This window comes from Mesorhizobium sp. WSM4904 (genome assembly GCF_029674545.1).
Classification (GTDB): Bacteria; Pseudomonadota; Alphaproteobacteria; order Rhizobiales; family Rhizobiaceae; genus Mesorhizobium.
On record NZ_CP121354.1, the window covers coordinates 5,273,582 to 5,293,858 of the forward strand.

Below are 20,277 nucleotides of genomic sequence, written 5' to 3' on the forward strand. Positions count from 1 at the left end.
GCAGGTTATCGAGCCAGGCCTGAAACGGCCAAACCGGGGACCGTTTTCGTCTTGCCGCTTAGCCGCGCTCCCAGGGTCAGTGTCCGCGGAAAGTTACGGACGACCGCCTCCATCAGCGCGGCGCCGCCGGGGCCGAGCGCCATGCGGGCAATCGCTTCAGCGGCAAGGACACGCGTCGAGAACAGTCCTCGCCAGGCCGCTTCGTAGCGCCTCCCGGCTGCCTCTCGCCCCGCCTTCCCTCCGGCCACCCTGCCGAGCTCCTCCGCCAGAAGCCAGCCGGACTGAAGCGCCATCGATATGCCCTCGGCGATGATCGGATGCGACTCGCCGGCGACGTTGCCGACGCGGAAGATGCCCTTTTCGTAGCCGGCGCGGATGCCTGGCCGGATCGGGCCGGCGGCAAGCCACGGACCGTCGAGGCGGGCTTGCTCCAGGGCATCCCGCGCTCCCCGGCATGTCGCCATGATGTGATGCCCGACGGCTTCGGCCGCCGAGACATGGCCGCCACGTTCGGCGGCAAGGCTGCCGCGCAGCCGGGCCAGCCTATCGCGCCTTATGCAGCAGGAGACCGACATGCGGCCATGGTCGGCAAGGACCATGCCGCCATAGCCGCCAGGGAACGTCAGCAGCGGCATCAGGTCGGAGGGCAGCGACGAATTGGTGAAATGCGCCTTGAAGCCGAGCAGGTCCGAGTGGCGATTGACCTTTCCGAGCTGGCTTGGCAGCGGCCCCGGCTCCCACGAGCCGTGCGCGGCAACGACCACCGGCGCCCGCAGGATCGTCGCCTCGTCGCCGGCCTTGCCGCCTGTCGGCTGGATCCGCACGGCCTGTCCGTCGCCATCGCGTTCGATGGCGACGGCACGGCAAGGCTGGAAGACTTCAGCGCCGGCCGAGCATGCCGCGTCGAGCAGCAAGGTGTCCAAAATGTCGCGGCCGAGCGCGCGGCCGAAGCCGTCTCTCGCTGGCCCGGATCGCGCGCCCGGCATCGGGGCCTCGATTGTGGTGTCGCCGGAAAACAGGCCGACCCGGCGGATTTCGGGACCGGCCTCGGCGCGCCAGGCATCGCCGATCCCCAGCCTGTCGAGAAGCGCGAGATTGCTTGCCGAGATGTATTCGCCGCACACCTTGCGGCGCGGAAACACGTTCTTCTCCACGATCGCGACGGCCCATCCGCGCCGGGCCAGCGCCAACGCCGCCGAAGCGCCGGCCGGACCGCCGCCGATAACGATCGCATCATGGGTGGATGGCCGCTTCATGCCGCATTCCTGGCCGGCATACGCGCTTCGCCGGCAAAGACGTGCGAGAAAAGCCCGGCGCGCCGCTCCTCGAGCGGGATGCCGCCGGCGGCGCTCCAGAGGTCGGAAAGCTCGCTGGCGCGGAAGCCGGCGCGCACGCTCTGGGCGGCGTCGTGCCTGGTGACATCGTTGGCGCCGATTGCCGGCAGAAGGCGGGTCGCGGTCAACGCCAAGCCCGCGCGGAGCGGTTCGGTCGCCAGGATGAGCGGAGCCTTGCGTTGCAGCCGCGAAAACAGGCGCAGCAGTCCGTCGTCGTCGAAATGATGCAGGAAGAGATTGACCGTGATCGCGTCGAAGGGCCAGTCACCGGCGTTCCCCATCGGGTCCTTCTTCGCCCAATCGAAGACGTCGGCGGTGATGGTTTCGAGCCGCCATCCCAGCGCGGCAAAATCCGCCGTGAGCTCCGGCGTGACAAGGCCGACGCGATCGAGCATCGTCAGTTCCACGTCGCGCCAGTCCCTTGCCATGCGCCGCGCCACCTTCAGCATGAAGGTGCCGTCGCCGGCACCGATCTCCAGGATGCGGCCGGGCGGCCTCGGCAGAAATTTCCGCATCAGCGACGCCATGATCGGCGCGTGGAGCATCAGCGCGTTGATGCGGGCGATATCGCGGCGCGAGCGGCGCGCCCGCGCGTCGTCGGGCGGAAGCCCGTCCAGGATTTCCGGAACGAGGCTGCGCGTGGCGAGCGCACTCATGAGACGGTCCTGAACAGCATAGTTTCGGCCGTCAGCCCCGGTCCGAAGGACATGCCGCAACCGAGCAGGCCGGCCGGCTTCTTCAGCATCTCCTCCATCACGAACATGACGGTCGGCGACGACATATTGCCGTATCGGCGCAGCACCTCGCGCGAGGGCTTCAGCGCGGCGGGCTCGAGGTCGAGCGCCCTTTCGACGGCATCGAGAACGGTACGGCCACCGGGATGCACGGCCCAGAGGTCGATCGCCTCAGGCGGCCGGCCGCCCAGGATGGCGTCCTGGTTGCCGCGCAGCGCTTGCTGGACCGCCGCCGGCACCTTGCCGGAAAGAACCATGTCGAAGCCGTGGTCGCGGATATCCCAGGTCATCAGGTCGCGCTGCTCGTCGGCGACGGCGCAGCGGAAGGAGTCGAGCTCGATGCCGGGCGGCTCGGCGGTTATGAGCGTCGCCGCACAGCCATCGCCCCACAGGCAGAAGGACAACAGCTTCTCCAGCTCGGTGGTTTCCCTCAGATGCAGCGTGCAGAGCTCGATATTGACGAGAAGCACCCTGGCTTGCGGGTCGGAGCGGACGATGTGGCGGGCAAGCTTGAGACCGTTGACGGCCGCGTAGCAGCCCATGAATCCGATGATCGTGCGCTCGACATCGTCCGGCAGGCCGCAACGCTGAACCAGGTCGAGGTCGATACCGGGCGCGGAGAAACCGGTGCAGGTGGTGACGATGAGGTGGGTGATGCGCGACGCCTCGTTGCCGAGATGGAGCCCGTCGACGCCGTTTTGCGCCAGAACGGGCGCGGCTTCGCCGAACATCGCCATTCTGGCGGCCGTTCCAGGAAACGCGCCGCGCCTGAAGGTTCCGCCGAGATCGGCCGACGGCCCCTCCGGGTCGAGAGCGGGCGCAAAGCAGGAAAAGCGGTGCTCGATGCCGGCCAGGCCGGCCAGGCGTTCGAATATCCTCCTGCGATCGTCGGCCAGCATCGAGGCGGCGTAGCGCAGGTAGAACCGATGGACTTCATGTTCCGGAACCGCTGTCGCGATCCGGTTGATATAGGCGTTGGCGGACATGTACTGTCTCCCTGGGCTTCGGGCGCGATGCGCGCTGTTGCCGGAGGGGTTTCTTTGCTCATGAGCGCCCTTGTAGGCGCCAGGCTCTGAGCGTTGCCTGTTCGATAAACGTTTCGGAAAACCTGTTTCTTCCCAGGCGCGCGATTCCTAACCTCGAAGGTTTGGAAGGGATGATAGGCAAAATCAAAGTGTTACAGCCTTTTCCGTGCCTGGCAGGCAAGGACTTTGGTCGATCTCTTGGGCCGATCTCTTGGGAGCCGATCACTTGCTGCCCTGCACCGCTCCCGGCACGATCAAGGCTCCCTGGTCGCGCTCGGAATATCTGAAGCCGATAAAGAACAAGGCAATGATGACGAGGCAGACCGCCAACACGGTGGCGAGGATCCTTCCCGGGTTATCGGCAGGCGGTTTGTCTTCCATGGCAGTTCGCCTCGCATAATAAACCCTGCGAGAGCGGCAAGGGTTCCGAGATCCAGGGCGCGTTCGTCGGATCTGGGAGTGGCGAGCGCTCCGCCGCGATCACGTGGCATCGATGACGACAATCAGCCCGCCGCCGCCCTTCTCCTCGACATTGTTGTTCGTCGTGTGGTGTGGGATGTGGCAGTGGATCAGCCATTTCCCCGGGCGCCGTGCCGTCCAGACGACATCGTAGCGCTGGCCCGGCCCGACATTGATGGTGTCGGCAAGGAAGCGGGCTGAGGGAGAAACCGTCTCGCCGTCGCGGGCGACCACCTCGAACGGTCCACCATGGATGTGCATCGGGTGGATGAAGCCGTTGTTGGTGCCGATGAAGCGGACCTTGAGCGTCTCGCCGACCTTCATATGGATGGTGTCGGTCGCTGGATAGGCCTTGCCGTTGATTGTGAAGAAGTTCGGCATGCCGCCGTCCATCGGCATCGAAGGATAGGTCAGGCCTTCCCGCACCAGCCATTCCTGCAGCTCGATGACATAGTCATGGTCGGCCGCGACCTCGTCGGCTGGGTTGGCGGGATCGATGATCAGCGCACCATAAAGGCCGAGCGCCTGGGTTCGGTCGGGCTTGGCGTGCGGGTGATAGAAATAGGTGCCGTGCTGGGTGGCGGTGAATTCATAGGAATAGGTCTGTCCGGGCTCGATCGGCGGCTGGGTGATCTCGGCCGGCCCGTCCATCTGGTTGGGCAGGATCAGGCCATGCCAGTGCACTGTCGTCTCCTCCGGCAGTCCGTTGGTGACGTTGATGCGCACCCGGTCGCCCTGGCGGATATGGATGCGCGGGCCTGGAATCTGGCCGTTATAGGCATAGGCGTCGACCGTCACGTCCGGCAGGATCTGCCAGCGGACCACCGACGGCCTAAGCTCGAACACCTTGACGCCGTTCTCCATGCGGAAAGGCAAATCCTTGTCGCCCTTGGCCGCGAGGCCGTAGGAGGCGGTCACCAGGCGCGGATCGGCCGCCGCCATGTCGCGCATGGTGTCGGCCGGCGTGTCGCGGTCCATGATCATGCCCTGCGGCATGATCACCCCGCCGACATCGCGGGCCGAGAGCGTGAGGTTCAGCCAGTTCGCCGGTGCCGCCAAGCCGAGCGCCAGCGCCAGCGCCGACACCGCGCCGAGCGCCGCGATCTGCGGCGTGGTCGCGTCCGAGCGCATGTGATGGCCAGCGTTGCCTTTGCTCTTGTGGGAGGCGGTGTCGTGCCCTTGCTCGTGGCGGCCGTGACCGCTCGCGTCGCCCTGCTGCATCTGCATCCGCGCGTGTTCCCCCACGGCTGACAGTTGTCTATGGCCTGCTCGGGCTTTCTGCGCGCGCTCGGTCATTAGGCCATGCTTCAACTCGCGCGCGACCAGCCAGACATTGGCGGGATAGGCAAACGCGAAGCCGGCGATCACGCCAAGCGACATAACGCCCCAGAACAGAAGCTCGGTCGGCTCCATGGCGCGCATGTCGCGGCCCATCATCAGGAAGCTCATGACCGGCGCCATGCCGGCCATCATGAAGTTCATCGAGATGAATTCGGGCAGGAAGCTGTTCTTCACATTCTCCCAGTAGCTGCCGCCCATCATCGATTTCATGAACAGCGACTGGAAGATGAAGAGGCCGAAGGCGAAGCCGGCAAGATATTCGACAATGAGGTCGAGCCACATCGGCAGGCCGAGCGTGGCGGTAACGACCGCGGCAAGGATGATGCCGGTGGCATCGCCGGCCACGCAATGGATGGTCGAGCCGACGCCCTGCTTCCAGAGGGGCCCGGTGAAGGCCTCATGCTCGCCGGGGCGCGGCTCCTTGTCGGCAAGGACGTAGAGCAGCAGGCCAAGTGGCCCCATATAGAGCGTCACAAGGATGAAGCCCCATTTCATCACCACCGGCTCGGGATTGTTGCGATACTGGTCGAAGCCGACATAGAGCGTCGAGGTCAGCGCCAGCACGAACCATGCAACGAGGAAATAGTCGATCGGTTGGATAAGCATGACCCGGCTTCTCGGGTTGGTTTGATGAAACGGCTGGTTGCACCTGCGGGTGAACGCCGCCGAGGCCATTACGATCCATCCGCCGAAATTTCCGGCTTCAACCGCCGGACCCCGCTTGACCTTCCAGCAACTGGAACCCCTAGTCTGCGCAAGCGGTCGCCATGGCGGCGTCCTCCCCAATCACGATCGAGGAGAAAAACGGTGCATCGACGCGGCTTTCTGGTGGCGGGCCTGATAACGGCTCTGGCGGGTTCTCGCGCGCTGGCGCAGATGAAGATGGACGGCATGTCAGACATGGATTCCATGCAGGGCATGGGCGGCCATGCTGGCCACGACATGGGCGCCATGGCGCAGGCGCCCGCTGCTCTGCCCGAAGGCGAGGCGCTGCGCGAATTGCCGCCGCTTGCCAACGACGCCGGACAGGCTGGCCTGTTCAGGGCGCGGCTGACGGCGGAGCCGGCCACGGCTCGCTTTGTCGCGGACAGGGACACGCCGATCCTTGCCTATAACGGCATGAGCCCAGGGCCGCTGATCGAGGTCTATGAAGGCGACAGAGTCGAGATCACCTTCGCCAACCGGATCGGGGACGAACCAAGCACCATCCACTGGCATGGTATGCCGGTGCCCGCCGATCAGGACGGCAATCCGATGGACCCGGTGGCGGCGGGCGCGGACCGCGCCTATGCCTTCGAGCTGCCGGAGGGCAGCGCCGGCTCCTATTGGTATCACCCGCATCCGCACGGCCGAACGGCCGAGCAGGTCTATCGCGGCCTTGCCGGCGCCTTCGTCGTCAAGGCCAAGGCCGATCCTGTTCCGGCCGCCTATGGCGACACCGTGCTCATGTTCACCGACCTTCGCCTTGCCGCCGACGGATCGATGCCCGACAACACCATGAACGACCTGATGAACGGCCGCGTCGGTGACCATGTGCTGGTCAACGGCCAGAAGAACCCGCGGCTCGCCGTGGCGATGGGCGCGAAGCGGCGCCTGCGGCTCTACAACGCCACCAATGCGCGCTTCCTCAGGCTCGCTTTCGCCAACGCCGCGATGACGGTGATCGGCAGCGACGGCGGCCTGCTGGAGAAGCCGGTGGCGGCCGACGAGATCCTGCTCAGCCCGGCCGAGCGCGTCGAACTGGTCGTCGCCTTCGACAAGCCGGGAACCGCTTCGCTCACCACGCTTGCCTATGACCGTGGCTGGATGGGTCCCGGCCGGCCCAAGGACGCCGGGCTGACGCTGCTGACGGTCGATGTCTCGAACGCACCGGCCGAGGCGATGCCGCCGCTGCCCGAGCGGCTGAGGCCGATAGCGCCGCTTGGCCAGCCGACGGTCAACCGCCGGCTTGTCTTCACCGAAACCATGGCGATGAACGCCACCGGCATGGAGATGGGTTTTCTGATCAACGGCAAGGCCTTCGACATGAAGCGCGTCGACATCGTCGCCAAGGTCGGCGAGATGGAACTGTGGGAAATCGTCAACCAGGCCGACATGGACCACCCGTTCCATCTTCACGGCACGCAGTTCCAGGTGGTCGAGCGCGAGCGCGACGGCAAGGTCTCCAAACCGCCTTATCTGGCGTGGAAGGACACGGTCAACGTGGCGCGCGGCGAGACGGTGCGGCTCGTGACGCGCCAGGAACGGCCGGGGCCGCGCATGTATCACTGCCACATCCTCGAGCATGAGCAGCTCGGCATGATGGGCATCGTCGACGTGCAGGCATGAGGTTCCGCGCCGTTCTCGGGGCGGCCATGCTTGCGCTCGCCGGCCCGCCGACCTTTGCTCCGTCGCTGGCGGCAGGTCCGGACAATCCGATCGTGGCGGCACGCCAGGCCTCGATGAAGGAGATGGCGGCCGCCGCGAAGGCGATCGCCGAGATGTTCGACGGCAAGCGCGCCTATGAGCCGGCGGCGTTCAAGGCGGCGGCGAAAACGCTCGGCGCGCGCACCGGCCCTGCCCTCATCGCCGAGTTTCCCGCCGGCTCGCTCGGCGCGCCGTCAGCCGCCAGGCCGGAGATCGACCAGGCCCGACCGGAGTTCGAGGCGCTCGCCCGCCATGTCGGCCGGCTCGCCGACGCGCTCGCCGCCAAGGCAGATCAGGCGCCGGCCGCGATCACCAGCGACATGCGCATGGGCGCCATGCTGCCGATGGACGGCGGCAGCCTGCTCGGCAAGCGCCCGGGCGCCGCCGAGACCGATCCGGCAAAGCTGCCGGCCGAGCATCTCCTGCATCTCATCCTGCAGGATTGCTCGAGCTGTCATTCGAAATTCCGGCAAAAGACGGAGTGAGGCGCGCACCGGGCGGTCCGGCCATCGGCAAACGCTTGTTCTGCACAATAAAATCAGCTTGTGCTAATATACGGAATGCCATGCTCATCCGTGCATGACAGGTTTAGGGAGGATGCGATGAAAACGATGAATCGCAGGTCTGCAATCGCTCTCGGCGTGACCGCAGCGACGGTGGCGCCCCTGTTCGCAACGGCGACATTTGCGAAAACCAAGAAGTACGGTGCGAACGAAGGCAAGGAGATCGCGCCCGGCGTCAGAGTGGTGGAAGTCGGCACCGGCAATTCCGACATTCCCGCCTATAAGAGCATTGCAATCGTCGACGTGGTGTTTCAGCCCGGAGCACACGCGCCTCAAAGCGTGATGGACAACGACATGGTGTGCACGATTACCTCCGGCGCATTCACCATCAAGAAGGTGGACAAGGAGTTCAAGCTGAAGGTTGGCGACATGTACACCTGCTCCAAGGGCAAGACCGACGAGGCGACGAACACAAGCAAGGAGGTCGGCGTCCATCGCATCGCCATGCTGATCCCGGCGTAAAAGTGATTCCTGCGCAGAAGTGATTCCTGCGTAGGAGACTGAGGCGGTTCGGCGTTAGGTAGGGTTCGCTGAACCGCCCCAATCGTTTGTTTTTATGCGCTTCCGCTCCCCCAGTCGGACCATATGACGCCGCATTGCCATCGCCGTTCACGAACCGCAGCGCTGCCGCTCGGCAAGCCGCATCACAAAAGTGACGTTCTGACGGAGCTATATGCCAGGGCTCATACAGCCAACACAGGGTTCTGGTCATGGATGCCAGCGAACTGCAGGCCATAGGCGACACGCTGATGCGCCTCGTCACACCCGAAATGACACCGAAGGAACTGGTCAAGGCCGTCCGCAAGGTGCATCCCGGCGCCAAGAAGAAGGACATCGCCCGCGCCGCCTTCCACGCCATCATCGCCAATGCCGACCAGGATCTCGGCAAATCGAGGAACCTGCAGGCCTTCGCGCTCGCTGAGCGCACCCAGCAGGCGGAATAGCGACCACCGAGGATAGCTGCAAATTGCACCGATCGAATTGTGAGAAAATTAATAAGCTATTTCTAATATTACAGGTCACCCGGCAACAAACCCGGCGACGGACCCCATGACAAAGAACCTCGGCAATGCCAAGCCCAACGCTCCAGCGAGAGAGATGAAACCCTCACCGCTCGGCAGGATCGCACCGGCGCTGTTCCCGCTGGTGGTCGTGGCGCTGGGCTATGTCGTCGGCAAGCAGTTCTTCGGCTTCTGATCCGAGGCTCGCCTCATCCCCGGCAAACCGATTGCAAAATGCAATCGGATGTGCATCCTTGACCTCGAACAGGTCACAAAGGAGGCGCGGATGGCCAGGATCATCTATTCCATGCTGATGTCGCTGGACGGCTATATTGCCGGGCCGGACGGGAGCATCGACCTGCCGGTGCCCGAGGAAGAACTGCACCGGCATTTCAACGAGGACATGCGGCGGACCGCGATCATGCTCTGCGGGCGCCGCCTGTACGAGATAATGCGCTTCTGGGACGATCCTGAGCGGGAGAAAGGCGGCGAGGTCGAGCGCGATTTTGCCCTGGCCTGGCGCAGAACGCCGAAGGTCGTGTTTTCGACGACGCTCCGCGAGGTTGGCGCCAATGCGCGCCTGGCGGATGGCGATGCAGTGGCGGTGGCAAGGTCACTCAAGGCTAAGACGGATGGCCAGATCGGCGTCGGCGGCGCCGAATTGGCCGGGCATCTGGCCCGTGCTGGCCTGATCGACGAGTATCGGCTCTACATGCATCCGGTCGTGCTCGGCGGCGGCAAGCCGTATTTTCGGCATAGCCAGTCGTTCACGCTGGCGCCGCTCGGCACGCAGCGCCTCTCCCAGGGCGTGACGCTGCTGCGCTACGCCCCAGCCTGAGCGCGGCAGGTTCAATGCCGGTCAGCGAAACAGGATCGGGAGGCCGCCGCTTCGGCCGTTTGCCCTCCCCTTGCTGCTTTGGTCCTAGGGCCTAGGTCGTTCTTGCCCTTGCATGAGCGCGAGCGCATCTTCGAGATAGCCGGCAGGCTCGCAAACTCCGGTCAGGCCCGGCCGCCGAACCCAATACACCCCCCCAGGCTGCCGGGCCGCCGGCGTGGCGCTTGGGTCTCGGAACCTGTGTTTTTGCGTGACGACCAGCGGTTTCTCGATATTCTTGTTTCCGTTGTCAAATCGGCGCGTTACCGGCGACTTTTCTCCTACTAAAGACCAAGGAACGGAAACCTTGCGGCAACCCTTCGGGCGTTGAATCGTATTGCTGTTCGAGGATTGAATTCTTGGGCAACGAGCTGGAGCTGCACATGGTGGCAGGCGAACCAGACAGTGTCCGCGTGAAATTCATCAACGCCCAATGGCTGGTGCGCGTCGTCGACGGCGGCAGGCTGACCCATCAGTTGTTCGACATCCACGCGGAAGCCGAAGCCTTCGCCGAGGAGGAACGCCACCGGCTGGGCCTGCCCGGCGAGCCGCCGGCAGAGGAGCCGGTCGAGACGAGGCGGCGCAGCGGGCGCGGGCGCTGACATTTCCTATAAGGTTAGCGCTCTACGGCGCCCCCCTCTGTCCTGCCGAACATCTCCCCCTCAAGGGGGGAGATTGGCAGCTTCAACGCCCCGCTCAATCCTGCAACGTCGGTGATTGGCGAAAGCCGACGCGACATCCGATCTCCCCCTTGTGGGGGAGATGGCCGGCAGGCCAGAGGGGGGCGCGAAGGAGCGCGGCCTCGGCGATTGGCGATCCTTGAAACCGCCCTTACGCCTTCACGCGCTTCAGCGCCTGCGCCATGCAGTGGATGCCGCCGCCGGTCTTGGAGATCTCGCTCATGTCGACGGCCGCGACCTCGAAGCCCTGCGCCTTCAGCTTTTCGATCAGCGTCTTGCTGGAAGTCGGCGCGATCACCCTGTCCTTGCCGAGCGACATGAAGTTGCAGCCGAGCGCCATCGTGTCCTGGAAGGGCACGTCGATGATCTCGTGACCCTTGCCCTTCAGCCAGTCGACGATGCCGGGCTCGGTGCAGGCGAGGCACACCGCAGTGAGCTTTTCGGCGATCGGCACCACCATCAGGTCGATGTGGACGTAGTATTCGTCGATGAAGGCGATGCGGGTTTCCCAGCCTTCCTTGTCGAACCAGGCCTGCACCTGGCGCGCGCCCTCCTCCTGGGTGCGGGCGCCGCCGCAGCCGATCAGCACCACACCCTCCTCGATGACGTTGAAGTCGCCGCCCTCGAAGGTGCCGGCCGTCACCATGTCGTAGATCGGGATGCCGAGCTTCTCATAGGTGCGGATGGCGGCATAGTTCTCGCCGCGCCGCCACCAGTTGGCCATGGCGGTGATGAAGGCGCCGTAGGGCGTCATGACGCTGGAGTCGCGCGAATAGACCTGCATCGGCAGTTCCGGCGTCGGCTCGTGCCAATGGATGTTGACGCCGAAATGCTCATAGGCCGCGACGAGGTCCTTATGCTGCGCCTGCGCGATCTGGACGTTGCAGGGCGCCTCGCGCAGATGTTTCCTCGACAGCGAACTGGTCGACAGATGCCGCAGGAAGTTGGGCGAGCCGAGCAGCACGTCGGTCAAGACATCGGTCTCGTTGGCGAAGCCCCAGGCGGTCAGCGGCTTGGTGCCGCCGGCGGGGTTGCGGCGCTGCAGCGAGAAGGGTTCGGCGACGATGCGGTCATGGACGGTCATGGGGTTCTCCTCGATTTGATATTGGTCATGCGGTGGAAGCGGACGGGATCCACCAGTCGTGTCCGCGCGGCGTGGTGACATATTCCGGCCAGCGGAAGTTTGTCGGCGGTTGGTAATCGCAGAGCGGCGCGATCCAGTTCGAGCCGCCGACGCCGCCGCCGGTGCGGGCGACGAACTCGTCCATCGCGGCGTCGCGCGCGGCCTTGTCCTCCAGCAGGCGCAGCGCGGTCAGCGCGACCGTCTTGGAGGCGCAGGTCACCATCGGGTCGATGGTGGCCGGAATGCCGCCCAGCGCATTCATCACCCAGGAAGGATAGGCGTGGCCGTTGGCCGAACGCAGCGCCGGCCGGGCGACGTAAAAGCGCGCCGTCGGCGCATGCCAGCTCATGTCGGTATAGTCGTCGGAGGTCGAGTTCACCTGCGAAGGCGGCAGGTCGCGGCGCAGGATCGCCTCGGCTTCCTGCGGCGCAATCAGCCGCTCCAATTCGTCAATGAACGGATTTTCGGTCGCCTCGCCGCCGGCATTGACCTGGACCTCTCGGGCGATCGCTTTCGCTTCTTCGCTCCACCGCGGCGGGCCGACAGCGGCGAGCGCTGCGTAAGTGATTTCGGCCATGGCGTGGTTGGCGAGGCCCGGCCGCGACTTCGACACCCAATGACGCTCGTAGCGGCAGCCGCTCATCCTGGCCGCCGCTTCCGCGTTGCGGTCGAGCACGGCTGTCACCTGCTCGGCCATACGAAGCGTCGGCACGCGGATCATGTACTGGATCTCGGCAAGGCCCGCCGGCAGGTTGTCGGCGGTCGCCTGGCCAGCGGTGAGGATCGCCTCGCTGATCGACCAGCCGCCCTGGTGCGTCAGCATGGAGTCGCGCAGCGCCTTGGAAGCCATGCACATCATCATCAGCGCATCGTTGGCGCCGGGCGCGCGCACTGCCGAATGCGCCTGCGGGATCGGTGCGCCGTCGCTTGCGCGAACCCAGTTTTCCGGCTCGTCGCAGATGAAGCGGTAGATCATCGCGTAAGCCGCGCCGCAATGCGTGTCCCAGCGCGCGGTGTTGCAGAGCGGCAGCATGTAGAAGGGATGGAAGGAAATCATGCCGGCAAGGCCGTCATAATAGCCTTTCGCGGCATGGATCGGCTTCGAGCCCCTCACCTTCTCGGCCGGCTCGCCGGTGAAGCGCAGCGTGCCTTTTATGCCATGCTGCTGCATCGCCGCCTTGGCGGCGAGCAGGCCGCCGAGGCTACCGATGCCGAGGCCCGAATGCGGATCGGTGTGGCCGCCGGCCTCGAAGCCCAGGCCGGGCCTCGGCTGCTTCACGGTCGCGGCGTCCTGGCAATTGCTGGGCACGGCGTCGTATTCGGCATACATGCCGACTGTAGGGCCATCCCCGTTCGTCCAATGGGCGCAGAAGGCGGTCGGCATGCCGCCCGAGCCTTCCTCGACCGAGAAGCCCTCGCGCTTCAGCCGGTCGACATACCAGGCGGCCGACTGGTACTCGCGCCAAGCGGTTTCGCCGAAGTCGAAAATGGTGCGCGTCCAGGCCGACAGCAGCGGCTGGATGCCGTCGATGCAGGCGAGCGCGGTTTCCTGCGCTGAAGTCGTCACCGGTTCCTCCATGCCATAAAGAAAGCAGTGAAGCGGCTCGTCAAAAAGTGATATGTTTTCCCGGCTCGTGCAAATTCGGTTCACCTGAGGCATCTTGCGAATACCTTCCACGCAGGCGCTGCGCGCCCTCGACAGCTTCGCCCGTCACGGCAGCGTGTGGCGCGCCGCCGACGAACTCCACCTCACCCGCAGCGCCGTCTCGCATCAGTTGCGGCTGCTCGAACGCGACCTCGGCTTCGATCTCTTGCAGCGCATCGGCAAGGGCGTGGCGCTGACGCCGCGCGGCCAACGCTACGCGGCGGATGTGCGCAAGGCGCTGACCGTGCTCGGCGACGCGGTGACACAGGGCGGCGGCACCGGCGTCGGCGGCTCCTTCGCCATCTCCTGTCCGCCGGGCTTCGCCTCGATGTTCCTGTGCACCCACATCGGCGAATTCCAGCAGATGTATCCGGACGTCGCGCTCTCGGTGCTGACGCCGCGGCGGCTCGACGACGTCAGCAATCCGGAGGCCGACGCCTTCATCGCCTTCGGCGTCGGCAACTGGCCGAACCGGGCGGTGGAACTGCTGTGCGAAGTCTCCTTCACGCCGCTCTGCAGCCCGACGCTGCTCAACAAGATCGGCGGATTTTCCAAACCCGCCGACGTGCTGCGCGCCAATCTGCTGCATCTCAGCGACACCGAGGACTGGGCGCGCTGGCTGGCGCTGTCCAAGGTGGAAAATCCCGATACCGAGGGCGGCATCTTCTTTTCCGACATGAACCTCGTCTTCTCGGCGGCGATCGCCGGCCAGGGGATCGCCCTGGGCGACGAACTGACCGGCCGCAGGGCGCTGAGCGAGGGCCGGCTGGTCAAGCCGTTCGAAGCGACTGTCCCTTCGCCGCGCGCCTATTTCCTGGTCTTCGAGCATGCCAAGGCGGGCCACCCCGTGCTCAATGCCTTCAGCGAATGGCTAAGGGCGAAGCTGTCGGAGAACAGGCTTTAGAGGGATTGAGCGGGCCGCCGACAACGCAGGATGTGAGACGGCGCTCAAGCCTTTCGGATCGTCATCCTCGGGTTTGACCCTGGGCTTGACCCGAGGATCCTGTGACGATCGCGAAAGGCACGCCCGATCAGAATTCTGCACCGTTGCAGCTCCCATAGGTCACGGCATGGATTCCAGGGTCTGCGCGCGTCGCTTCGCTCCTTGCTCCGCCCTGGAATGACGACGGCATGAACGCTTTCGCCAATCGCGAACGTCGGCGAGCGCGCCGAAAGCGCGCGTCTGTACACGCTGTTGCCACCTGCCAATGTGGGCCATCCGTGAATCAAATTTGCCGATCAGGCGAAAACTATTCGGTTGCGGTGAGCCGCCGGCGTGCCTACGATTTCAGACGAGACTGAGGATAGAGGCAGGATGCAGCAACCCGGCCGGGCCGCAGAGATCAAGGCGAACGGGATCGGCAAGAGCTTCGGCTCGTTCCGGGCGCTGGACAATCTGACGCTCGATATCGGCCGCGGCGAGTTCCTGACGCTGCTTGGGCCGTCCGGTTCCGGCAAGACCACTTTCCTGATGATTTTGGCCGGCTTCGTTCAGCCGAGCGAAGGCCGCCTCTTCAGCGACGGCACCGACATCACGGACCGGCCGGCCGAGCAGCGCGCCGCGGGAATGGTGTTCCAGGGCTACGCGCTGTTCCCGCATATGAGCGTAGAGCAGAACATCGCTTTCCCGCTCAAGGTGCGCAAGAAATCGGCTTCCGAGATCAAAAGCCGCGTCGGCGAGATGATCGAGCGCGTCGGGCTCAAGGGCCACGAGAAGAAATTGCCGGCGCAGCTTTCCGGCGGCCAGCAGCAGCGCGTGGCGCTCGCCCGCGCGCTGGTGTTCGAGCCGGGCGTGCTGCTTCTCGACGAGCCGTTCTCGGCGCTGGACAAGAGCCTGCGCGGCCAGATGCAGGCCGAGATGAAGCGGCTGCACCAGGAGACCGGCACCACCTTCGTCTTCGTCACCCACGACCAGAGCGAGGCGCTGGCGCTGTCCTCGCGCGTCGCCATCTTCAACCACGGCAAGCTCCTGCAGGTCGGCAGGCCGGACGAGGTCTACGACCGGCCGGCCAACCGCTTCGTCGCCGAGTTCCTGGGCGAGATCAACATGCTGCCGGTGAAGGGCGTCAAGCCCGCCGACAATGGCGCCACCGGTGTTTGCGAGGACCGCGCGGTCAACATGCGCTGCAAGGCGGAAGCGATCAAGGGCGATGCCATCCTGGCCATCCGTCCGGAGCACATGTCGATCGCGCCCGAAGCTTCTGCCGGCGAGAACGGCATCGCCGCGACCGCCGTCGCCTCGACCTATCTGGGTGCCGCGACCAAGCTCGACCTCACCACCCGCCAGGGCGCGAAGGTCACCGTGTCGGTGCCGAACGAGGTTGCGGCCTCCGCTCTCAGCAAAGGCAATTCCGTCTGGCTGACCTGGCCGGCGGAAAAGGGTTTCCTCCTGCCGGACGGAGGACAATGAGCGCCGACGCGGCCTGAAATCGCCGCACCGGCTTCCGGACCAGATCAACGAAAACAAGGGGAACTGAAATGAACGATACCAAGAAGCAAACCATCGAATCCCTCGCCGAGAGGGCAAAACGCGGCGAAATCTCGCGCCGGCAGTTCGCGCAGCTCGCGGGCCTGGTGCTTGCCGGTACGCCGATGCTGCTGCGCTCGACCAGCTCTTTCGCCGAGACCAAAGGACTGGTGCTGGTGAACTGGGGCGGCGACGCCATCACGGCTTACGATGCCGCCTACGGCCAACCGTTCACCAAGGACACCGGCATCCCGGTCAAAATGGACGGCTCAGGCCCGACCGAGGGTGCGATCGCGGCGCAGTTCAAGAGCGGCGCGCCGACCTGGGACCTCGTCGACGTCGATCCGTTCTCGGCGATCACGCTCGGCGGCCAGGGCATGCTCGAGCCGATCGACTACAAGATCGTCGACAAGAGCAAGATGCGGCCGGGCTTCGGCTGGGAATATGCCGCCTCGACCTACTTCTTCTCCTATGTGATCGCCTACGACTCGCAGAAATTCGGCTCCAACGCGCCGACCGGCATGGCCGATTTCTTCGACGTCAAGAAATTCCCAGGCAAGCGCTCGCTCTACAAATGGGGCGTGTCGAGCTGGGAAGCGGCGCTCCTTGCCGACGGCGTGGCGCCCGCCTCGCTCTATCCGCTCGACCTCAAGCGCGCGCATGACAAGATCGCCGCCTTCAAGGAAAACGTCGTCTCCTATTGGGGAGGCGGCGCCGAGAGCCAGAGCGTGCTGCTCAACGGCGAGGCCTCGATGGCGATCGTGTGGTCGACGCGCGCTTCGCTGATCGAGCAGGACTCGGGCGGCCAGATCAAGTTCATCTGGGACCAGGGCCTGATCTCGCCCGGCGCGCTGGCGGTGCTGAAGAACAATCCAGGCGGCAAGGAAGCGGCGATGAAGTTCATCGCCAGCACGCAGGATCCGCAGAAGGAGCTGGTGATGTTCGACAAGCTCGGCCAGGGTCCGGCGAACCCGGCGGCCGACGCGCTGATCCCGGCCGACAAGAAACGCATCAATCCCGTCGATCCGGACAACATGAAGAAGCAGATCGCGCTCGACATGGAGTGGTACGCCAAGAACTACGGCGCAGCGCTCGACGAATACACCAAGATCATCTCCGCCTGATCGGGGCGGAGATGCCGAGCTGACATGAGAGGCACCCTCTCCGACAGGATGGGCGCGGCGCTGCTGATGGCGCCGCTGCTCCTGTTCCTCGTCCTTGCCTATGCCTGGCCTTTCCTCGGCGTGGTGAAGTGGAGTTTTACACTCCCCTCGCCTGGCCTCGGCCAGTACCACGCCCTGCTCACCGATGACCTGGTGCAGTCGGTGTTCATCCGCACGCTGCGCATCGCGGCGATCGTAACGGTCGTGTCGGTGACCGCGGCCTATGCGATCACCGTTGTCTGGGTGCGCGGCAGCCCGGTGCAGCGCGTGCTTGCCGAGTTCTGCATCCTGGTGCCGTTCTGGATTTCGGTGCTGACGCGCGCTTTCGGCTGGGTGGCGCTGCTCTCCAACCGCGGCCTGATCAACACCTGGCTGCAATCGATCGGCTTCATCTCCGAGCCGCTGACCCTGGTGCGCAACGAGTTCGGCGTCATCGTCGGCATGTCGCATTTCCTCATACCTTTCGCGGTGTTTCCGCTGGCGTCCGCCATGCGCAGCCTCGACGAGCGCGTGCTGCTTGCGGCGCGAGGCCTGGGCTCCAGCCGCATGCGCACCTTCTGGACGGTATTCGTGCCGATGACGCGCTCGGGCATCATCGGCTCGGCGCTAATCACCTTCGTCTTTTCGTTGGGCTTCTTCGTGACGCCGGCGATCCTCGGCGGCGGCCGCAGCGTGATGATCGCGGAGCTGATCTACCTGCGCATCTTCCAGAGCCCGGACTGGGGGTTGGGCGCGGCGATCAGCGTCGTGCTGGTGGTGTTCGTCGGCGCGCTGATGGCGCTGCTCTTCCGCTACGTCAAACCGAGGCAATTGGTGTAGCGCTATGCCGACCTATCGCCCCGGCCCCGTCTCGCTCATCCTCGCAGTGCTCGTGGCGCTGTTTCTGCTTATGCCGTTGCTCGCCGTCATCCCCGTGTCGCTCACGCCGAGCCGCATGCTGACCATGCCGACGGGCGAATTGTCGCTGCGCCACTACCGCTCACTGATCGAGGATCCGCGCTGGCTCGATTCGATCCTGCTCTCGCTCCGGATCGGTATCGTCAGCAGCGCGCTCTCCACCGTGCTGGCGCTCACCTTCAGCCTGGGCGTGTGGATGTTCCAGCCGCGCTTCACCGCCGCCCTCGTCGGCTTCGTGCTGCTGCCGATGGTGGTGCCCCCGGTGGTCTCGGCGGTGACGCTCTATTTCCTGCTCACCTCGGTCTCCGGCATCTCGTCCTTCTTCGGCTACGACACCTGGCTGGGTGTCGCGATGGCGCATTCGGTGATGACGGTGCCTTTCGCCACCGTTCTGATCCTGGTGTCGCTCAGCCAGCTCGACCGCCGCATCGACCTTGCCGCGCGCGGCCTGGGCGCCAGCGTGTGGGAGCGCGCGACGCGTGTCATCATGCCCAACATCAAGTTCGGCATCGTCACCGCGGCACTGCTCTCCTTCGTGCTTTCCTGGGAAGAGATCGGCGTCACGCTGTTCATCACTTCGGTGAACGCCATCACCCTGCCGCGCCTAATGTGGATGGGCCTGCGCGACAACATCGATCCGGCGATCGCGGCGCTGTCGGTGATCCTGATCATCATCACCGTGCTGGTACTCGCCATGCGCAGTGTCATCACACGGCGGCGCCCGGCGGCGTGAACCGTGCTTGCCCGTGCCTCAAACGAAAGAGGCCCGCCGGGAGCGACGGGCCTCGTGAGGCGCCGAAGTGGAAGTTCGACCCGTCACGTGATCCGGGGGTATGGATCGCCAAAAGCTTAGCCAACGGAGGTCGAGCGGGCGATTTACAAATCCGTAAACTTCGGCTCCGCGAGCGAAGGTGGTGGCGACAAAAATTCTGTATTATCAATATTTTGAGCGTATGCGCCGCCGCGAGCGCGAGATCGCTTCAATCAAACGTGATGGAAAATGCCGGCGCAACGACTGCCGTTCGCGACGATACGGCGAACGGCATCGACCGGCCAGAGCATTTCACCGTTTCGCGGAAACGGCGAACCGCTCTATCTCTTGTTTTGACGCAATTCCGGACGGAAGACCGCTACGCACTTTTCCTGGAATTGCTCTGAAGCGCGTCGCGATCTTTCAGATCCGTGCGCTTCAGGTTTTTGATTTTGCGCATGTCTTTGTCCCGAAACCACTTTCGGGAGACATGTTTTAGCGATTCCCGGGAAGCATTCTGGTCAGGATCTCGTCACGGCGAACGAAGTGATGATAGAGCGCGGCAAGGGCGTGTATGCCGGCAACGATCAGTATGCCGTTCGCGCATAGCGAATGCAGCTCGCGGATGGTTCGCGCGGTCGCTCGGTCCGGAGCAAACGGCGCCGGCACGGTGAACAGGCCGAAGAAGCTCAACGCGTCGCCCCTGAACCAGGTCAACAGGATGCCGAGGACGGGAATCGCGACCAGCAGCGCGTAGAGGACGAAATGACCGACCTTCGCGGCGGCCTGCTCCGCGGCAGTCATCTCCGCCGGGAGGCTCGGCGCCCCTTTCATGCCGCGCAGGACCACCCGCCAAAAGACAAGCGCGGCGAGCAGGAGGCCGAAGGAAATGTGCAATCGCCAAATGGCGTCGACCGCCGGATCGCCACGGGGATAGAACTCTTCGCCGAAGGTTAGACCATAAAGCAGAATAACGAGGGCAAAGAGCACCCAATGCAAGAATTTCTGGCTGGACGTATAGGTGCTGATGACGGACATCACGCGGCTCCGCTGGACACACCCGTGTTTCGGGCGTGTTCCTGGCAGACTTGTGACAGCCAAATTAAGAATTGGTAAGGCTTCGACCAACTGACAGGTTGGCGCGAGCAGACGTCCCGCGTCGTAGGCAGTGCGGTTTTCACCTGCCTGCATTCCACGCCGGTCGAGCGGCGCCGCGCAAGGCGAAGGCCCCCCGGCCTCGCCTGCGTCGCAGCCGATCAGGCGGCCTGCGGCCGCCGCATCCTCTCGACGAGAGCCTGCCGGGCCGGGCCGGCAAGCGGCCTGTCCATAGTCAGCAGGCCGTCGAGCAGAGCGAGGAGCTCTCGCGCCGCGGACGACTTGCAGGAGTAGTAGACCATCTGGCGGTCGCGGCGGGTGTCGACCAGGCCAAACCTGCGCAGTTTGGCCAGATGCTGGGACAGTGCTGACTGGCTGAGTTCGACCTTGTCGGCGAGCGCGCCGACCGACAATTCGCCTTCGGCCAGGTAGTTCATGATGAGCAGACGCTTCTCGTTGCCCATCACCGCAAGAAAGGCTGCCGCGCTTTCTGCGTTGGCGGTAAGTTTCTTCGTCACCATCGATTTCCCCATGTTCATGCTCTTCCGAGGCCATGGGGGCGATGGCTTCAGAGTTCCAGAGCATTCGTGGACCTGCTCCGACATGGAATCGGAACCTGCCCTGCTTCTTTGGTCGACCAAATCCCGTCGTAACCCGGTTGCCACCACGTCGGGATATTGGCCTCGGACAGCATGCGCCACGTTGTTGCGTGACGCAAG

At 64.7% G+C, this 20,277-nt stretch carries 22 protein-coding genes; 13 read left to right on the forward strand and 9 right to left on the reverse strand.

Annotated elements, in window-relative coordinates; translation table 11 throughout:
• Window positions 1-5: 5 nt before the first annotated feature.
• From QAZ47_RS25500 to QAZ47_RS25520, 5 genes are all read right to left on the reverse strand, one after another.
• On the reverse strand, window positions 6-1,256 hold the full coding sequence (locus QAZ47_RS25500; protein ID WP_278231199.1) for an FAD-dependent oxidoreductase: 1,251 nt from the start codon (window positions 1,254-1,256) through the stop codon (window positions 6-8).
• A complete protein-coding gene (locus tag QAZ47_RS25505) occupies window positions 1,253-1,990 on the reverse strand; it encodes a methyltransferase domain-containing protein (RefSeq protein WP_278231200.1) in 738 nt (245 codons plus the stop codon). Before QAZ47_RS25505 ends, QAZ47_RS25500 begins: the two co-directional genes overlap by 4 nt.
• Window positions 1,987-3,054, reverse strand: a complete 1,068-nt coding sequence (locus tag QAZ47_RS25510; RefSeq protein WP_278231201.1) for a type III polyketide synthase — start codon at window positions 3,052-3,054, stop codon at window positions 1,987-1,989. Before QAZ47_RS25510 ends, QAZ47_RS25505 begins: the two co-directional genes overlap by 4 nt.
• 261 nt (window positions 3,055-3,315) lie before the next feature.
• Window positions 3,316-3,474 (reverse strand): hypothetical protein, encoded by a 159-nt coding sequence (locus QAZ47_RS25515; RefSeq protein WP_278231202.1) that lies wholly within the window; start codon window positions 3,472-3,474, stop codon window positions 3,316-3,318.
• Window positions 3,475-3,573: 99 nt separating this feature from the next.
• Window positions 3,574-5,499 (reverse strand): DUF4396 domain-containing protein, encoded by a 1,926-nt coding sequence (locus QAZ47_RS25520; protein WP_278231203.1) that lies wholly within the window; start codon window positions 5,497-5,499, stop codon window positions 3,574-3,576.
• A gap of 201 nt (window positions 5,500-5,700) precedes the next feature.
• On the opposite strand from QAZ47_RS25520, the gene QAZ47_RS25525 reads away from it, so the two are divergent.
• The 7 genes from QAZ47_RS25525 (at window position 5,701) to QAZ47_RS25555 (ending at window position 10,339) form a co-directional block, all read left to right on the forward strand.
• Window positions 5,701-7,221, forward strand: a complete 1,521-nt coding sequence (locus QAZ47_RS25525; protein ID WP_278231204.1) for a multicopper oxidase family protein — start codon at window positions 5,701-5,703, stop codon at window positions 7,219-7,221.
• Complete coding sequence (locus QAZ47_RS25530) at window positions 7,218-7,784, forward strand: cytochrome c (protein ID WP_278203502.1); 567 nt, start codon at window positions 7,218-7,220, stop codon at window positions 7,782-7,784. The genes QAZ47_RS25525 and QAZ47_RS25530 overlap by 4 nt, the downstream gene beginning before the upstream one ends.
• Before the next feature lie 117 nt (window positions 7,785-7,901).
• Window positions 7,902-8,324 carry a hypothetical protein gene (locus tag QAZ47_RS25535; RefSeq protein ID WP_278231205.1) on the forward strand — a complete coding sequence of 141 codons (423 nt, stop codon included), beginning with the start codon at window positions 7,902-7,904 and terminating at the stop codon, window positions 8,322-8,324.
• Between the two features lie 248 nt (window positions 8,325-8,572).
• Window positions 8,573-8,806, forward strand: coding sequence for a hypothetical protein (locus tag QAZ47_RS25540; RefSeq protein WP_278231207.1), 234 nt, complete (start codon window positions 8,573-8,575; stop codon window positions 8,804-8,806).
• A gap of 106 nt (window positions 8,807-8,912) precedes the next feature.
• Window positions 8,913-9,059 (forward strand): hypothetical protein, encoded by a 147-nt coding sequence (locus tag QAZ47_RS25545; RefSeq protein WP_278203505.1) that lies wholly within the window; start codon window positions 8,913-8,915, stop codon window positions 9,057-9,059.
• A 90-nt stretch (window positions 9,060-9,149) separates the two neighbouring features.
• Window positions 9,150-9,701 carry a dihydrofolate reductase family protein gene (locus tag QAZ47_RS25550; protein ID WP_278231208.1) on the forward strand — a complete coding sequence of 184 codons (552 nt, stop codon included), beginning with the start codon at window positions 9,150-9,152 and terminating at the stop codon, window positions 9,699-9,701.
• Window positions 9,702-10,096: 395 nt separating this feature from the next.
• The gene (locus QAZ47_RS25555) at window positions 10,097-10,339 is read left to right on the forward strand and encodes a hypothetical protein (protein WP_278203507.1); all 243 of its coding nucleotides are present in this window, start codon (window positions 10,097-10,099) and stop codon (window positions 10,337-10,339) included.
• 229 nt (window positions 10,340-10,568) lie between these two features.
• Here QAZ47_RS25555 and QAZ47_RS25560 read toward each other — a convergent pair whose 3' ends face one another.
• Together QAZ47_RS25560 and QAZ47_RS25565 are read right to left on the reverse strand one after the other, a co-directional pair.
• Complete coding sequence (locus QAZ47_RS25560; protein ID WP_126101026.1) at window positions 10,569-11,501, reverse strand: dimethylarginine dimethylaminohydrolase family protein; 933 nt, start codon at window positions 11,499-11,501, stop codon at window positions 10,569-10,571.
• Between the two features lie 25 nt (window positions 11,502-11,526).
• Window positions 11,527-13,119, reverse strand: coding sequence for an amidohydrolase (locus QAZ47_RS25565; RefSeq protein WP_278231209.1), 1,593 nt, complete (start codon window positions 13,117-13,119; stop codon window positions 11,527-11,529).
• 82 nt (window positions 13,120-13,201) lie between these two features.
• Here QAZ47_RS25565 and QAZ47_RS25570 point away from each other — a divergent pair, with 82 nt between their 5' ends.
• From QAZ47_RS25570 to QAZ47_RS25595, 6 genes are all read left to right on the forward strand, one after another.
• Window positions 13,202-14,089, forward strand: a complete 888-nt coding sequence (locus QAZ47_RS25570; RefSeq protein ID WP_278203510.1) for a LysR substrate-binding domain-containing protein — start codon at window positions 13,202-13,204, stop codon at window positions 14,087-14,089.
• Window positions 14,090-14,500: 411 nt separating this feature from the next.
• Entirely contained in the window at window positions 14,501-15,595 is a 1,095-nt protein-coding gene (locus tag QAZ47_RS25575; RefSeq protein ID WP_278203511.1) for an ABC transporter ATP-binding protein, read from the forward strand.
• Window positions 15,596-15,663: 68 nt separating this feature from the next.
• Window positions 15,664-16,776: an ABC transporter substrate-binding protein gene (locus QAZ47_RS25580; RefSeq protein WP_278231210.1), complete on the forward strand. Its 1,113-nt coding sequence runs from the start codon at window positions 15,664-15,666 to the stop codon at window positions 16,774-16,776.
• 24 nt (window positions 16,777-16,800) lie between these two features.
• Entirely contained in the window at window positions 16,801-17,634 is an 834-nt protein-coding gene (locus tag QAZ47_RS25585) for an ABC transporter permease (RefSeq protein ID WP_278203513.1), read from the forward strand.
• A gap of 4 nt (window positions 17,635-17,638) precedes the next feature.
• Window positions 17,639-18,445 (forward strand): ABC transporter permease, encoded by an 807-nt coding sequence (locus QAZ47_RS25590; protein ID WP_278203514.1) that lies wholly within the window; start codon window positions 17,639-17,641, stop codon window positions 18,443-18,445.
• A gap of 181 nt (window positions 18,446-18,626) precedes the next feature.
• Entirely contained in the window at window positions 18,627-18,962 is a 336-nt protein-coding gene (locus QAZ47_RS25595; protein ID WP_278203515.1) for a hypothetical protein, read from the forward strand.
• Here QAZ47_RS25595 and QAZ47_RS25600 read toward each other — a convergent pair.
• Complete coding sequence (locus QAZ47_RS25600) at window positions 18,959-19,501, reverse strand: cytochrome b (RefSeq protein ID WP_278233873.1); 543 nt, start codon at window positions 19,499-19,501, stop codon at window positions 18,959-18,961. The two genes, QAZ47_RS25595 and QAZ47_RS25600, sit on opposite strands and share 4 nt — an antisense overlap.
• 218 nt (window positions 19,502-19,719) lie before the next feature.
• The gene (locus QAZ47_RS25605; protein WP_278076578.1) at window positions 19,720-20,079 is read right to left on the reverse strand and encodes a metalloregulator ArsR/SmtB family transcription factor; all 360 of its coding nucleotides are present in this window, start codon (window positions 20,077-20,079) and stop codon (window positions 19,720-19,722) included.
• Between the last annotated feature and the right edge of the window lie 198 nt (window positions 20,080-20,277).

Bases quoted from the DNA above. Each gene is read 5' to 3' on its own strand.
- QAZ47_RS25600 (WP_278233873.1), bottom strand. From the start codon at position 19,501: ATGTCCGTCATCAGCACCTATACGTCCAGCCAGAAATTCTTGCATTGG.
- QAZ47_RS25510 (WP_278231201.1), bottom strand. From the start codon at position 3,054: ATGTCCGCCAACGCCTATATCAACCGGATCGCGACAGCGGTTCCGGAA.
- QAZ47_RS25545 (WP_278203505.1), top strand. From the start codon at position 8,913: ATGACAAAGAACCTCGGCAATGCCAAGCCCAACGCTCCAGCGAGAGAG.
- QAZ47_RS25550 (WP_278231208.1), top strand. From the start codon at position 9,150: ATGGCCAGGATCATCTATTCCATGCTGATGTCGCTGGACGGCTATATT.
- QAZ47_RS25605 (WP_278076578.1), bottom strand. From the start codon at position 20,079: ATGGTGACGAAGAAACTTACCGCCAACGCAGAAAGCGCGGCAGCCTTT.
- QAZ47_RS25585 (WP_278203513.1), top strand. From the start codon at position 16,801: ATGAGAGGCACCCTCTCCGACAGGATGGGCGCGGCGCTGCTGATGGCG.
- QAZ47_RS25575 (WP_278203511.1), top strand. From the start codon at position 14,501: ATGCAGCAACCCGGCCGGGCCGCAGAGATCAAGGCGAACGGGATCGGC.
- QAZ47_RS25520 (WP_278231203.1), bottom strand. From the start codon at position 5,499: ATGCTTATCCAACCGATCGACTATTTCCTCGTTGCATGGTTCGTGCTG.
- QAZ47_RS25590 (WP_278203514.1), top strand. From the start codon at position 17,639: ATGCCGACCTATCGCCCCGGCCCCGTCTCGCTCATCCTCGCAGTGCTC.
- QAZ47_RS25580 (WP_278231210.1), top strand. From the start codon at position 15,664: ATGAACGATACCAAGAAGCAAACCATCGAATCCCTCGCCGAGAGGGCA.
- QAZ47_RS25565 (WP_278231209.1), bottom strand. From the start codon at position 13,119: ATGGAGGAACCGGTGACGACTTCAGCGCAGGAAACCGCGCTCGCCTGC.
- QAZ47_RS25540 (WP_278231207.1), top strand. From the start codon at position 8,573: ATGGATGCCAGCGAACTGCAGGCCATAGGCGACACGCTGATGCGCCTC.
- QAZ47_RS25560 (WP_126101026.1), bottom strand. From the start codon at position 11,501: ATGACCGTCCATGACCGCATCGTCGCCGAACCCTTCTCGCTGCAGCGC.
- QAZ47_RS25505 (WP_278231200.1), bottom strand. From the start codon at position 1,990: ATGAGTGCGCTCGCCACGCGCAGCCTCGTTCCGGAAATCCTGGACGGG.
- QAZ47_RS25515 (WP_278231202.1), bottom strand. From the start codon at position 3,474: ATGGAAGACAAACCGCCTGCCGATAACCCGGGAAGGATCCTCGCCACC.
- QAZ47_RS25500 (WP_278231199.1), bottom strand. From the start codon at position 1,256: ATGAAGCGGCCATCCACCCATGATGCGATCGTTATCGGCGGCGGTCCG.
- QAZ47_RS25535 (WP_278231205.1), top strand. From the start codon at position 7,902: ATGAAAACGATGAATCGCAGGTCTGCAATCGCTCTCGGCGTGACCGCA.
- QAZ47_RS25530 (WP_278203502.1), top strand. From the start codon at position 7,218: ATGAGGTTCCGCGCCGTTCTCGGGGCGGCCATGCTTGCGCTCGCCGGC.